The 13,958-nt window shown below is 69.2% G+C and carries 11 protein-coding genes and 1 pseudogene; 1 reads left to right on the top strand and 11 read right to left on the bottom strand.

The genetic code is table 11. From position 1 onward, the window contains the following. Window position 1: 1 nt before the first annotated feature. Window positions 2–949 (bottom strand): C40 family peptidase, encoded by a 948-nt coding sequence (locus IU450_RS20715; RefSeq protein WP_195151410.1) that lies wholly within the window; start codon window positions 947–949, stop codon window positions 2–4. 201 nt (window positions 950–1,150) lie between these two features. Here IU450_RS20715 and IU450_RS20710 point away from each other — a divergent pair, with 201 nt between their 5' ends. Beyond that, a complete protein-coding gene (locus IU450_RS20710) occupies window positions 1,151–2,236 on the top strand; it encodes a hypothetical protein (protein ID WP_195151409.1) in 1,086 nt (361 codons plus the stop codon). Between the two features lie 474 nt (window positions 2,237–2,710). Here IU450_RS20710 and IU450_RS20705 read toward each other — a convergent pair whose 3' ends face one another. From IU450_RS20705 to IU450_RS20660, 10 genes and pseudogenes are all read right to left on the bottom strand, one after another. After that, complete coding sequence (locus IU450_RS20705) at window positions 2,711–4,633, bottom strand: type VII secretion target (RefSeq protein WP_195151408.1); 1,923 nt, start codon at window positions 4,631–4,633, stop codon at window positions 2,711–2,713. A 151-nt stretch (window positions 4,634–4,784) separates the two neighbouring features. Next, window positions 4,785–7,328 (bottom strand): hypothetical protein, encoded by a 2,544-nt coding sequence (locus IU450_RS20700; protein ID WP_195151407.1) that lies wholly within the window; start codon window positions 7,326–7,328, stop codon window positions 4,785–4,787. A 7-nt stretch (window positions 7,329–7,335) separates the two neighbouring features. Beyond that, window positions 7,336–7,656 (bottom strand): hypothetical protein, encoded by a 321-nt coding sequence (locus IU450_RS20695; protein WP_195151406.1) that lies wholly within the window; start codon window positions 7,654–7,656, stop codon window positions 7,336–7,338. Window positions 7,657–7,692: 36 nt separating this feature from the next. After that, window positions 7,693–8,058, bottom strand: a complete 366-nt coding sequence (locus tag IU450_RS20690) for a hypothetical protein (RefSeq protein WP_228834889.1) — start codon at window positions 8,056–8,058, stop codon at window positions 7,693–7,695. Next, window positions 8,055–8,780, bottom strand: coding sequence for a hypothetical protein (locus tag IU450_RS20685; RefSeq protein ID WP_195151405.1), 726 nt, complete (start codon window positions 8,778–8,780; stop codon window positions 8,055–8,057). The genes IU450_RS20690 and IU450_RS20685 overlap by 4 nt, the downstream gene beginning before the upstream one ends. Next, window positions 8,777–9,115, bottom strand: coding sequence for a YbaB/EbfC family nucleoid-associated protein (locus IU450_RS20680; protein ID WP_195151404.1), 339 nt, complete (start codon window positions 9,113–9,115; stop codon window positions 8,777–8,779). Before IU450_RS20680 ends, IU450_RS20685 begins: the two co-directional genes overlap by 4 nt. 22 nt (window positions 9,116–9,137) lie before the next feature. Further along, window positions 9,138–10,604 (bottom strand): PPE domain-containing protein, encoded by a 1,467-nt coding sequence (locus tag IU450_RS20675; RefSeq protein ID WP_195151403.1) that lies wholly within the window; start codon window positions 10,602–10,604, stop codon window positions 9,138–9,140. A 46-nt stretch (window positions 10,605–10,650) separates the two neighbouring features. Then, window positions 10,651–12,279 (bottom strand): hypothetical protein, encoded by a 1,629-nt coding sequence (locus tag IU450_RS20670; RefSeq protein WP_195151402.1) that lies wholly within the window; start codon window positions 12,277–12,279, stop codon window positions 10,651–10,653. An 11-nt stretch (window positions 12,280–12,290) separates the two neighbouring features. Further along, window positions 12,291–12,845 carry a hypothetical protein gene (locus tag IU450_RS20665; RefSeq protein WP_195151401.1) on the bottom strand — a complete coding sequence of 185 codons (555 nt, stop codon included), beginning with the start codon at window positions 12,843–12,845 and terminating at the stop codon, window positions 12,291–12,293. A gap of 850 nt (window positions 12,846–13,695) precedes the next feature. Further along, window positions 13,696–13,958 (bottom strand): annotated as a pseudogene (locus IU450_RS20660) (hypothetical protein); the annotation flags it as partial.

The following is a 13,958-nucleotide window of genomic DNA, read 5'->3' as shown; positions in this document are numbered from 1 at the left end:
GTCAGAGCACCCGCACGACGACGGCCTCGCTCGGCATGCGGGACCACTTCACCGTCGAACCGGTGTAGGGCGCCTCGATCACCATGCCGTTGCCCGCCGCGAGCTGCACGTGCTCCGGCCCGCGCGCACTGAACGATCCGGCGGGGAACACCAGATCACCGGGACGCACGTCGTCGGGGTGCACCCGGGTGCCGCTGTAGATCTGCTCGTAGGTGGTGCGGGGCAGCACCACTTCGCCGTTGCTGGCCTGGGCGATGGCGTACTGCGTGAGGCCAGAGCAGTCGAATCCGCCGCCGCTGGGCCCGCCCGCACCGCCCCCGCCCCACACATAAGGCGTGCCGAGCCAGTTGCTGGCGGCCAGCACCGCGTTACTGCCCGTCGACCCGTCCGAGCGCACCATGCCTTTGCGGCGCAGCCGGGAAGCGGAGCTGGACCTGGAGCGCGTTCGACGCCGTCGCCGCGGCGCGGTGCCGTGCCGGGCCTGCCTGGTGGGCGGCGTCGCGGGCGGCATGATCTGCGCCGCCTGCTGGCGTGCGGCGGCGACGTCGGCATCGACCTGCTTCGTGGCATTGGAGATGGTGGTCTGCGCGGCGTTCAGCAGCGCGGGACCGCTGAAGCGGGTATCGCCCACCGAGGCGAGGGCCTGCATCCGTGCCTGGAAATCCGCGATGTGGTTGGTCAGGCGGCCACGGCCGTTGACCGTTCCGTCACTGGACTCGCCCACGGCTTTGCGCACGATGCTGTCCTTGCCCGCATGCGATTCCGCGACCGACAGCTGCATCCCCTGGGCCTCGCCGTAGCGCAGCGCCACCGCCCCGGAATGGGCGCGCAGATCGGCGGCCAGCGCTTGGGTCGCGGTCGCGGCCTGGCCTGCGGGCTGGCCGTCGCCGTACAGCGCGAGCAGTGATCGGAGCACTCCGTCCAGGTCGTTCGTCAGTGCCGGTGCCATTCGACCGACTCGCCATCGCTCATCACCGACCGCCTCTCACACTCTTCCAGTTATTGTGTCGCCCGAACCGATTCGGCCGTATTCCCATTCATGGGTGGGTAATCGAACTATGCGCCGCTTCCCAGAATCGGGAAGCCGTGACAATGGTTGTGACTTCTGAGAGGCGGTGGCGACGGTATGGCGATAACGGCGGCGGAAACCGTGAAAGCAACTACGACGTCGACGTCCACCCCCTTGGCGAGCATGGCTGCCGAGGCGAAGCACTTCTGGTTGGTCGACCTGCATTGCCCGCCCGGCGCCTCGGAAGGGCTGCGCGCCTTCATCGCGCTGGCGGACACCGCCATTCAGACCGCCGTCGACCTGCTCGGCCGCGGTATGACCACGCCCCCGCCGAAAGTCGCCGACCTGCTCAAACCCGCGGTCTACGAAACCCTCGGCAAAGGCGAGGCGGACGACGAATACCGCAAGACCATCGACAAAGTCGAGGCCCGGCAACTGAAGTTGCTGCAAATGGACGACAAGGTGGTCAAGACGTCCGTCACCGTGGCCGCCGAACAGGTCCAGGCCCTGCGATCGATCAAGACCATCGTGGCCGAGCTCAATACCAAGTTGAAGGCCGCGGGCAGCGCCAAACTCAAGCCCGCGCAGGAGCTTCCGCTACTCAAAGCGGTCGCCGCCGCCGTGGAGGCGGTGTACGACAAGGTCACCGCGATCGCCGACCTCAACGAGGACATGGCCAACGGCAGCGGAAAGGGCAACTCGGGCGGCAACGGCCAGGGCGGCGCGGGCGGCGCGTCGGGCGGCAGCGGAAGTGGCGGCGGTGACGGCGGACTGTCGTCGCTGCTGCCGATGCTCGCGATGCTGCCGATGGCGGCTATGCCGCTGGTCTCGCAGATACCCGAAATGCTGCAGAAGGCCGAAGAGGACAAGGCGGAAAAGGCGGAGAAGGCCGCGCAGAACCAAACGAACGGCGCTCCCGGGCAACCGGGTCAGGCGCCGCCACCGGGCGATCAGCCCGTGGCCGCGGCCGCGCCGCCACCGGGCGATCCGAACGCGCAACCGGCCACCACCGCGCAGCCCGGCGGCGTCACCGCGGCCCCGGCGGCGAATACCGCGCCGCCCGCCGAGCAGAACGGGGCTCCGGCCACCACCGTGGCGCCCGGCGTCATCCCGGTTCGGCGGACCAGGGACGCGTCCTCGGCCGACCGGCCGGGCAGCGGGACCACACAGGATGCGGCGGCCGAGGACGAAGCGGATCAGGACGCGAGCCCCGTCATCGAGGCGTAGTCGCGCCGATCGGCCTTTCGGGCCGGTGCCGAGAGAAACTACCTGCGTTTCAGGTTCGTCCTCGTCAGCGGGCGAACGCGTAGCGCGGCGGGCGTAAGCCCAGTAGAGATTCGGCGCGGGACTGCTCGAATCGCACGCTCGGCCATCGCTGCCGAGCCGTGTCTATCACCATGTGCACAGCGGTGTGGTCTGCTTGCACGACGCCGGTGCCAGCGGCAGCCGTACATGGTCGGATCCCTTGTTCCGCGTTGCTACTCGCCGGGCAGCCGCTGCCGTCTTCCGTCCGCGCTTGCCAGTCGACTCGCTTGTCGGTCAACTCAGGAAGCGTGCCCTGCCGTCACCTGGGGAGGCCGCAGCCGAACTCTCGTGGAGCATTCACACCGATGAAGACACAGCATCCGGGACGCGGCGGGGCGGAAGAAATCCACCGCACCGCGGCCCGGATCGCCGGAATACCTTATGGATGCGAGGTTTTCACGACCGCTCCGGCGGCGCCACCGGCGGCGGCGTCGAGGGCGTGACCACGACACTGGGCGGCGGCCCTCCGGCGACCTCCGGTGCGGCGACGGCCGGAGCCGTCGCGGGCCGGGCGACCCGCTCGGGCTGCACGGCGGCGGACACGGGCGCCGGTGTCGAGACGAACTGCGGATGCAGCGTGATCTGTTCGTGCGCGTAGACGGCGTCGCGCAGCGTCTGCCTGCTCGGCTCGTTCGCCAGCAGCAGCACCAACTCGTTGCAGCGGCGCTCGAAGACCATGCTGCGCAACGGGGAGACTCCGGCGTCCAACCGCAACTGCCCGATCTCCACCCGGCCCACGTCGACCCGCTGCCCGAGCATCGAGGCCGCCAGCAGATCATCGGCGTCGCGCAGTTCGTCCCACAGTTCGCGCGACACCGGCTTTCCGGCCTGGACCTCGGCGAGAATCCGTTCCCGGACCCGGCGCGAGGCGGCGGCTTCGCCGGGTACCGATCCGGAACGGCCGACCTGGCCGTGGGCGTCCGCGGCGAGCTCCACACAGCGGGACAGGACCTGTGCGTCGGGTACCGACGAAACATGTTCCAGGCCCGCGATCGAACCGGTCAGACCGAGTCGGTCGGCGGTGTCCGGGGTGAACTCGCGCAGGTCGACGTCGTAGGACGGACCGACGAGCCCCTCCATCGCCGCCTCACCGAATCGGGACCGCAAACCGGGGTCGATCGGTCCGGACGACACGAGGGCCGACAATTGCGCATTCGCCTTCGCGCCCCAAGCCAGACCGAATTCCGCCAATACTCGGGCCGGATCCGTGACTCCCTCCCACGGCGATCCGCTGCCGTCGTCTGCGGCGAGCAACTCGTCCCAATTCCACGGGGTGGAAACCTCACGTGGCAGGAACAGCCCCGCGGGCAACCAACCCCGGCCTTCGTTCGACGTGATGAAGACGCCCGTTCCCCCTTGACCGCGCATCACCGCCACCGACCAGGCCATACCCACCGGAGAATCCACGGCGGCGAGCACGCTGCCGAGCAGCGTCCTGGCCAGGACCAGGTCGTCGTTCACCTGGTTGCCCACCACGTACGCGGGTTCGGCCTCCTTGTCCTTCGCCGAGGCGACGGCGGCGGCGAACGGACTCGCGACCGGCACCGGCATGGGCGGCAGGTCCGCCCGGCCGGACGCGCCGCTGGGCGGCTGCGTGGCGCCTCGGTCGTCCGGGCCCGCGTTGAGCGGTCCGACCCCGGTGGGCGGCATGCCTGCCGACGAGGCCGGCGCTGTCACGCCGGTGCTCGACGGCGCACCCGGTGTGGTCGTTCCGGCCGCGTTCGGCGTGCCGGTGCCATTGGTGCCCACCGCGTCCGTGGGCCCGGCGGTGGCGCCGGGCACGCCGGTGCCTGCGGGCGACGCCCCGTTCGGACCGCCGGGCGACGCGCCGAGCGGGTTGTTCTGGGTGCTGTCGGGGCCGACCGAGGTAGGCGCAGGTCCGGCAGACGTAGGAGCGGTCGGCACCGGAGCGTCGCCGGGCCCGGCAGTGACCGGTGACGTCGGACCGTTCGAGCCGAACGGATCGGTCGAGTTTCCGACGGGCATCGTCGGGGACGGTTGATCGGTGACGCCGCCCACCTGCCGGATGTGCGAGGCGAAATCCTCGTCGGACTGCTCGTAGGCGTCCGCGGACGCACGCAACGAGTCCCGGGTGCGCTCGTGTTCGTAGGCCAGCGCCTCACCCGCACGCTGCCGGGCGTCGTAGTACCGCTCCAGCGCTTCGTACACCGGATAGGCGATCTTGCCGTAGGTGGGCAGGAAGTTCGCGAGCCAATCCGCCGGGGGTTTGGCCCATTCCCTGGTGTCGCGCGCGACCCGGTCGTGTTGGTCGGCCAGCTGACGCAAAACCGCAGGGTCGATTTCCATGCTGTTCGGCATGCTCGATCAGATCCTTTCCCACCACACGTCCCCCTATTGTCGATCCTTCCCAGGAATGGGGAGCGCATTGCCGTCCCTGGTCGCGCGAGTCGTTCGACTGCCGTTGCGCCACTTCATTTTTCGATTTCGGCGACGCTCGATTCCGTTCCGCTCAACGACCTGGACCCGCCGTGATGGTCGGACGGCGGGGCGGATCGACGGCCTGAGCGGGAGCCGGTGCGACGAAGGCGGGGTGGCCCACGATCTGCGCGTGCGCATACATCGCGTCGCGCAAGCTCTGGCGTGTGGCGTCCTCGGCCAGCAGCAGCACGAGTTCATCGCAGCGCCGCTCGAAAACCATGGCACGCAGCGCGTTCATCTCCGACGCGTACCGGCCGTCGGACTGGTCGGCGCGCAAGTCGCCCAGCGCGACCCTGGACACATCGGCGCGCCGCGACAGCATCGTCGCGGTGAGCAGGTCGTCGGCGTCCCTGAGTTCCTCCCACCACTCCAGCGGCACCTCGCGGCGCTGTCGCAAGGCCGTAAGGATCCGCTCGCGCGCCGCGGGCGCCCCCAGTGCGGCAGGAGAGCCGAGACCGGCCTGATGGACCCGGACGTGCGCGTCCGAGGCCAGTTCCCAGCGGCGCGGACCGATCTCCGCTTCCGGTGCGGTCACGGCCCGCCGCACCAGCGCGGGAGCACCGATCAGTTCCAGGCGATCGACCAGGCTCGGCCTCGGTGCGCTGAAGTCCATCGCCGAGGCGGCGCCCACCGCGCCCTCGGTCGGTACCTCGCCCAACTGTCGTCGCAACTCGGCGTCGATCTCTTCCGACGAGACGACGGCGGTCAGCCGCGCACCGGACTTACGCCCCCAGGCGATGGCGAACTCCGCCAGCACCCGCGCGGGGTCGGCGACGCCCTCCCACGTGGCCTCGGAGACATCCCAGACCCAGGGCGTGGACATCTCACGCGGCAGGTACATCCCCGCGGGCATCCAGCCGCGGCCCTCGTTCGAGGTGACGAACGCGCTGATCCCGCTCTGATGGCGCATCACCGAAACCGCCCAGCCGAGCCCGAGCACCGCGTCGCCACCGGCGGCCAGGACGCCGCTCAGCAGTGTCCTGGCCAGCACCAAGTCGCCGTCGACCCGCTCACCCAAGACGAACGCCGGGGCGGCGGCCGAAGTCATGGCCGCGCCGACCACGTTGCGGATCGAATCGTCGCCGCCCTCGGCCTCTCCCTTCTCCCCGTCGGTCCGCTGCTCGCTCCGCTCCGGCGCCTGCGCCTTGACCGCTCCGACGGAGCCAGGCGGCGGCCCCGAGCTACCTGCGGTGACCTTGGACGCGACGGCGGGTCCGCGTGATTCGGCCGGGGCAGCCGTCTGTTTGGCCTGCACCTGCGGCGGGCCGGAGCCCGCCTGTGCCGCAGGGGCGGAGACCGCCGGTCCGGCCGGATTGACCGATGCGGCCGGCGCCTGCGACGCGACAGCGGGAGGAGGCGTCACGACAGGCGGCGGAAGAACGAAAGGCGGTGGTACCGAGGCGGTCTGGTCGGCCGCGGGCGCCGCGGAGGTGGCATATCGTTCGGGCCCGGTCGCTTCGTTCGATTCCGTCGCCGAAGCGGTCGTCGGACGATCCCGGCTCACGGGCTCGGCTCGATCGACCGAGGCTTCCGTGTCCCGCTCCTCCGGGTCCCTCCCCCCCGGTTGCCTTCCCTCCGGACCGGACGCTTCCTGATGATCGTCGCTGTCCGCTTGCACACCGCGGTCCGGAGCGACGGGCCCGCTGTCGGTCACCGGCCCGCGCGGCGCGCCGCCCACCGAGGGCATGCCGGGTCCGTCGTGGGGCACTACGCCGGGCGTATTGCTGATGGGGAGGCTCGTCGTCCCACCAGGGGTGTACTGGTCGCCATCGGGATTCGTCGACGGCGGACCGGACGACGTGTCCTGCGTGGGAACGGAATCCGGTCGCTCACCGAAATCCTCACCGGGCAGCAGCGGCCCGATCGGATCGACGGCGGGCTCGTCGGCTCCGACCTGTGGCGGCAACGGGAGCGGGGAATGGTCCTGCGGTCGATGGGTCTGCTTCGGTCCGTCCTGACGCGGATGGCCGGAGTGGTCTGTCGCGGGCCGGTGCTCTCGGTAGTCGTCCGGGCCGCCGTTGTGGCCCGGGCCCCACGGTCCCGGCTGCCCCAGCGCGTCGGCGATCAGCCCCAGACTGGGCAGGCCCTGCGGACTGATCGAGTTCAGCGCGGCCCGGACGACATCCTCCACCTCGTCCCTGGCAGCCGCGACCATACCGGGGATCCGGTTGCGGATGGCCTGCGCGTCGGATTCGTCGTCCTCCGCCGCGGCCGCGCGTTTGGCCGCGTCGGCCCGCGCGGTGGTGTTTTCGACGATGTCCAGAATCTTGTTGCGGGTCCGATACACCAGATCGGAGAAGTCCCGGAAGGTGTCCGCGGCGGCTTCAAGCGCGTCGGCGAACGCCTGCGGGTTCCTGCTCTGGCGCAGCAGGTCGTCCTTGACCAGTTGCAGGCCGGCGCTGGAGCGCACCCGTTCGTCGAAGTCGCGGCGTCTGCTTTCGATGTCGAGCAGGTCCAACGCCGCCGCGCCGTCCCGTGCGAGACGTTCCAGCGCACTCCAGTCCCCCGGCGAGATCGCCGGCCAGTTGTCGCCGACGATCGCGTCCCAGTACGGACTGTTGCGCTCCGGTTCCATCGGAGAATCAGACGGATCCGCTGGGACGCCGCACCGCGGCGGCGCCGGCGCGATCGGCGTCGCCGTGGGTGTAGGAAGCCTGGGTCGTGAACTGCGTCGTCGCGTTCACCCGACGGCCGTTCCTCCGTACGGCGCGCTCGAAAGTGGTCTTCATCCACCGCGTCTTCGCCACCAGTTGGCGGTCCAGCTCTGATTCCGGGCGGCGCGGCGCCTCGAAGCCGTCGATGATCCCCTTGGTCTGTCCACCGGACGCGGTCGCCGATGTTCCCCACCGGGCGATGGAGGCGACCACCTCGTGCGGGTCGTCCGTATCGAACTTGTCGGTCATGTGGCTGTCCTCTCTCGCCGGTGCGGCGGTCCGAACTCAGGTGTCTCGTCGGAACTCGGATTCCTCCATGGCGCGATACGACGCCTCGGTCGGAAGATCGAACGAGTCGATCGTGTAGGGACGGGTGCCTTTGTGCTCCATCTCGGCCCGCAGACCCACGCGCGATTTCGCGTGTGCCAGCCGCGCGAGCCGCACGATCTGGGAAGCCAGCCACTCGTCGCCGTTGTCGCGGGCTTCGTCGGTGATGTACAGACCGATGATCTCCCCGTCCCGGTCGCACCCGACCCCGACGGTGTGATCGGGGTTGAACACCTCGTAGGTCAGGTTCCGCCAGTCCGGCGGGGTGGTGTCGAGTTGCTCGTCGTCGAAGTCGTCCACATCGATCGAGTGCGTGTCGGTCATCGGCTGCTCTCCGAGAATTGGTCGCCGGATGGGGAATTGAAGGGGTGGTCGAGCTCGTCGGCCGCGGATTCCAGGCGCGCTGCCAGCACGGACCAGGCGGCGTCCTCGATGCGCATGACTTGGCGCAACTGCCAGAACCGAGCGCCGAGATACATCTCGCCGGTCCCGTCCGGGGCGACGTCCAGATGATCGGGACCCTCGGTGGTCGCGTTCAAAGTCACCGCCGTGACCGGCGGTCGGGTGTCGTCGACGTTGACCAGGGTCGCGCCGCCGCCCGGAATGAAGCTCTGCCGCAGCCGCGAACTGGTGCCGATCGCGACGTCGGCGCTGTTGGTGGTGATGGTGACCTCGGGATTCAGCAGCAGTTGCAGCACCCAGGAGCGGGCCGCATGCGCGGGACGGTCGGCATTGATCGCGATCGTGAGCGTCGCGGCCAAGTCGATCACGAGGACCGTATCGGCGGTCGTGACACCGACGATCACGAGTCGCCTGGCGGTGCCCACCGGGTAGGGCAGGTCGTCCGCGGCCAGGGACACCACGTCCGCACCGACTCCGCCACCGGTCGCGGGGTGCGCGGACACGGTTCCGGTGGCGACGTCGATCGTGTACGCGACGATCGTCTCCGAGATGCCGTCCGCCACCCCCGCCAGACGGACCAGCCCCTCGTCGTGCAGCCACCGCACCGTATCCGCGACGGTGACCTCCGGGGCGGGCTCGGTCATCCGGCCTGCCCCGAAGCGGTGGCGGCCTGCTGGGCTTCCTCGACGGGTGTCTCCATGACGCTCTGGTACTGCCGCGCGGCGTCGGCGGTGCTTTCCCGGATCGCGGACATGATCTCGGCGACCAGTTCGGGGCAGGTGAGCCGGGCGACGGTACCCGGCGCCAGATACAGATCGGTCAGCCTGCCCATGGCGTCGACCTCCGGGATGACCGCGCCGCTCGGCGAGGGCCTGCGGGCGCGGATGTTGTCGATCTTCTCCCGCATCTCGGCGATCCGATGCCGCAGATCGCGCGCGGCATCCAGGGCCGCCTGCACATCCGGGTGGATGGCACTCACGACTCCACCTCGCTGCGCTCACTCATGCGTTACCTCCGGGTTGGGTCGGTGTCTGGTTGCTCGGCGCCGGTGTCGGCGGGGTCACGGTGGGCGCGATGGTGGGCCGCTCACCGATCACCGCTTCGGTGTGCGGTGTGTCGTCGACGTACATCAAGCGGTCGGGATGCCACGCCACAACCCGATTGCGTTCGTTGTTGTTGCCACCCCCGTTGCCCATGCCGGGCGCCATCGGCATGTACGGCATCATCGGCGATCCACCGCGAGCGGCGGCGGCGTTGGCGGCCGACGACGCACCGAGCGGTTCGATCACCGATGTGCGCGGCATGCCCGACCCCAGGCTGGCCGTCGCAGCCACCGGCAACGCGCTCACCTGGGCAATTTCGGCGTCGACATCCGGGATACCCACCCCGGGGCTGCCGACGGGCATCCCGCTCGGGCTGCCCGTGCCCAGGCCGCTGGGGATCCCCAGGTCGTCGTAGCCGTACTCATCGAGGCCGTAGTCATCGGCGATCTCCGCCGAATCCGACTGCGCGAGCTGGCTCAACGGCATTCCGGCCGAGGCCATCGCGCTCATCAGGGCCGGCAACATCTGGTTCAACGCGCTGCTGTCACCGCTGTTGCCCTTGCCGGTGCCCTCACTTGCGCCCTCGCCCGCACCGACCTTCGAACCCACCTCGGTGGTGTATCCGGTGATCGTCTCCGCCGAACGAGCGTTCTGTTCATTGAATTTCGCCAAGGCGGCCTGGATGCCGAGTTCGTTCTTGGAGCGCATCGCCGCGATCAGCTCTTTGCGGGCGGCGATGATCTCCTCCGGCGTCGGATGTTTCGCCTTCGCCGTCCGGAACGCGTTGCTGTAGGTGTCGATTCCATCGGCGAGCAGCCCGAGCCCGGTACCGAGTTGGTCCAGCCACTGGCGACGCTGACCGAGTTCCGTCGACGCCGCGGCCCCGACCGGCTCCCAGTGCTGCATCGTCTTCGCCGCGGAGTCCACGCCGTCGATGGCCGCCAGATGCGGGCCGCCGGCGAACCGGCGCAGCGCGTCCGCGAATCCCTTCGCCGCGCCTGGGCCGGGGCCCGAGTGCAACTGCTGAGCGAAGGTCAGCGGATCGACCGCGCCGCCCGCGACGGGGAACCGGAGCGCGGGCGGGCGGCGCTGTCCGATCTCCTGGACTTCACCGACCGGATTGGCGAGGAGATCGCCGCCGCTGCCGTTGACGGTGCGAGCGTTGCGGTCGTCGGCCTCGGTGTAGTCGGCGGCGGCCGCGCCGATGTTGTAGGCGGTGCGCTGGATGTCGGTGAGTACACCGGCCATTCCGTTGAACAACGACGCGGCCTGCGCGTTGAGCTGGGGCACCGCGGCGGCCGAGATCGGGTCAGCTCCCGCGGGCACGACCCATCCACCGGGCAGCGCCGCCCCGGTGTCGCGCGCCATCGCGGCGAGCCTCGACGCCGCAGCGACGAGTTCTTGCGGATCCACCTTCAGCGCCATCGCGACCTCCTCTCCTCATCTGCCGCTGCCGCACTTGCTCGCGCGATCAGCCCGCGGGTGCCGCGACAACCGGCATTGCCGCGTTCGCGGACTGATCGGCCGAGCCCGGCGTCGCCGGGGGCGCGCCCCCTTCTGCCGGCGCGGTCAACTCGATGCCCTTCGGATGGACGAATCCGGCGAACTGACCGAATTCTCCAGCGCTGTCGGACATCTCCGGAGTGAACGGTTTCAGCTCGCCGTTGACGACGGCCTCCAGCGTGCCACCCTCGTCGGAGCCGAACACCACGAGGATCGCGGTGCGCTTGTCCCACGTGGCGACGTCTCCGGTCATCAGCTGGTAGGGATCGACGCGGTCGCCGATCTGCTTCTTGTCCGACCACTTCGCCGGCGTCTTCTCGTATGCCTTCTGCGCGTCGGTGCCGCTGGCGTTGCCGAACGCCCCGTCGAGCGCTTGGGCGACCATCGCGGACACCTTCTGTGTACGTCCGTCGGGGAAGGTGTAGATCACGCTGCCGTCCGCCCCCGGTGTACGGCCGGGCGCCACCGTGGGCTGCGTGGAAGACGGTGTGCCTGCGGGCGTCCCGCTGTGCTGTGTCGGGGGAGCCGTCGTGGCGGTCTGCACGGTCGCGGGCTGCGCCGTGACCGGCGGCGCGACCGGCGGCGGGGCCACCGCATCGAGCTCGTCGTCGTAGCGGCGCGGATCCAGTTCCTCCCGGCGGCTGTTCAAGTCCTGATCGGCCATGTTTCGCATCATCGCCTGCTGCATCATCATCGGCAGCATGGAGCTCATCAGATCCATGCCGGAGCCCATCGGCGACGAGACGGGGGTCTGCGGCACGCTCGGCGTGGTGGGTGTCGTCACGCCCGGCGTGGTCCCGCTGGGGTCGAGGCTGCTGGGCGTCTGGCCGGGCGAGCCGGGGCTACCGGGGGTGTCCAGATCAGGCAGCGTCGTGCTGGGGCTGGTCGGATCGTCGAGACCGTCCAGGCCGGGCGGGAAGCCACTGTTGTCCACGGCCGGGGGGACCGTCGGGTCGGTGACACCGGGGGTCGTCGGCCAGTTCGATGTGTCGACGGGAGGCGGAGTGCCCGCCGGGTTGCTCGCCGCCGCCTCCAGCTTCTTTATCTGATCTTGCAGTTCCTTGATCATCTTCGTCTGATCATCGATGTCCTTGGCCACGCCGCTCTGCCCCTGCTTGACGGTATCGATCTCGCTGGCAAGGGAATCGTTGGCGTCGGTGACCCAAGTCAAGATGTAGTTGTCGATTTGTATGCCTTGAGGTGGGGCGGTAGGCGCCATCGCCACGACTTTTTCATCGATTACCTTGTTGGTCGCCTTTTGCCCTGCCTCGGACCACTTCCCGGATTCGCGGATCGCGTTCACCAGCTCGGTGACGTTGCCGTTCAGGTCGGTATACGACCGCTGGAGTTTCACCGCCACTTCCGCGTAGTTCGTGAAACTGCCGACAGACGCCGGGGGGACCTGTGGCACCTCGGGCGCTTTGGGGGGATCATCCTTGGAATCTTTTCCGAGACTCTGCCAGATCTTGTCGAAGTTTTGATACAGGGTTTTGAAGCAGGAATCGGTGAAGACCGAGAAGACCCATTCAGCCGGGTAATTTCCCTCCTGGATCTTCTTCCGGTCGGGCATCAGCATCGGGTGCATGTTGTCCGTCATGGAACTGCCCCTCAGCTAGGGCTGAATGTTGTCGATGCATTGAGTGGCTTGGTCGGCAGCGTCGCCGGATATGACTGCCCTTGCCCCGGAGCCGAGCCCGGCCCCTCTGAACGGCCGACGCCGGAAAGACCCGCACCCACGCCGGCACCGGTCAACCAACCGCGGGCCGCATTCAAGGACGCTCCTCGTGCAGTCCACGCGGCTCCGATATTCGCGGCCGGGTTGCGGACAGCCGGGTGGATTGCACCGTCGAGCATCCGCCTCGCCAGATTGCGCCCACCCAGCGTCGCGAACGCACCCCGGGCGGCACCACCGGCCCCGCCTCCCAGCGCTGAAAAAAAGGCGGTTTCAGCGCCATTACTCAATGCGTCCCCCACACTCTGGCCTTCGGCTAGATCCCAGGTCGTCTCCGCCAGAAAACCGCCCAGAGCACTGCCGGCCGCTACGCCGATCGCCGTGCCAACCCCTGGAACAACGGACCCGAGCGCGCCACCGGCAACGGTGAGACCGGTGGTCAACGCGAACTTACCGACATCCCCCCAAGACACGCCCAAGAAGTCAGCCATGAGATTACCTCCCGGATGCTAGGCGGAGCGCCGGTGCACGGCGGTCGATTGGTCGTCACTTGCGCCCATTGCGGCCGACACCTTCTGGGTCAGAGGCTCGCGAGTCTCGTGCCTCACCACGGCAAAGTCCGCCTCTCGATCGAGTTCCTCATCGTCGAACCCAGCGGCGTACGCGACGATCGACCATGAGGAGACCTACTTTCGACGTCTCCATTGTCGAGGCTTCCCAGCGTCGGGAAGCACGGCGCTGGCAGAACCGGGGAGCGGGTCCGGTTCCACCTACACTGACATGCGCGAATTGTCCAGGCTGCCATTTAGTTCACAGCAACCTATGAGGAAGGGTTGGATGAACCTTCGCCACCCGCTGCTCGAACCTACCGCTCGGGCATCCTCCACCTGCCGTAGGCACCGACAACCGGGGGAAGATCATGACCTCTGCTGAAATCTGGCCCGCGGGCGTCGAGGTCGAAGCGAAAGATCCGGAAGCGACGGCAGAACAGCAGACCGCGCCGGTGACGCCGTGGTCGAGCCGGCCGGATCAGCAACGGCCGCGGCCGGGTGCGGCCATACCGGGACAACCGAACGTTTCCCCTGCGCCAGGTCAGCCGGGCGCTCCGGCACCCGGTCAATCCAATGGCGCCGGACAGTCGAACTCGGCTGGTCCGCCGGGTGTTTCGGGTTCGCCGCCTGTCCCGGGTCAACCGGCGCCTGGTCAGTCTGGTGTGCCTGGTCAGCCGGTGCCTGGCCAATCTGGTGTGCCGGGTCAGCCGGTGCCGGGTCAGGGTGTGCCTGGTGAGCCGGGTGGTGTGGTGGCTCCGCGGGTGGAGTCGGCGCCAGGGCGGGGTGGGGGTCAGGAGGAGGAGGAGCCGGAGCCGTTGGTGGATCCGGCGTTGGTGGCGGGTGTGCTGCCGATGGCGGGGATGATGGCGATGGGGATGTTGCCGATGATCGCCTCGGCGTTGGCGGGGTTGGGTGGTGGTGGCGGCAACGGTGGGGGTTCGGCGCCGGTGGCGGCGGGCGCCGGTAGCGATGGTGCGGCGGGGATGTCGCCGGAGGCGGCGCGGGCGATGGATGTGTTGAAGCAGTTGGAGGGGGTGTACGGGGAGGGGGAGC

Origin of the sequence: Nocardia abscessus, assembly GCF_015477775.1 — a bacterium.
GTDB classification, from domain to species: Bacteria; Actinomycetota; Actinomycetes; order Mycobacteriales; family Mycobacteriaceae; genus Nocardia; species Nocardia abscessus_A.
Note: the sequence above shows the minus strand (reverse complement) of the source record. Positions and strands in the feature narration are given on the sequence as shown.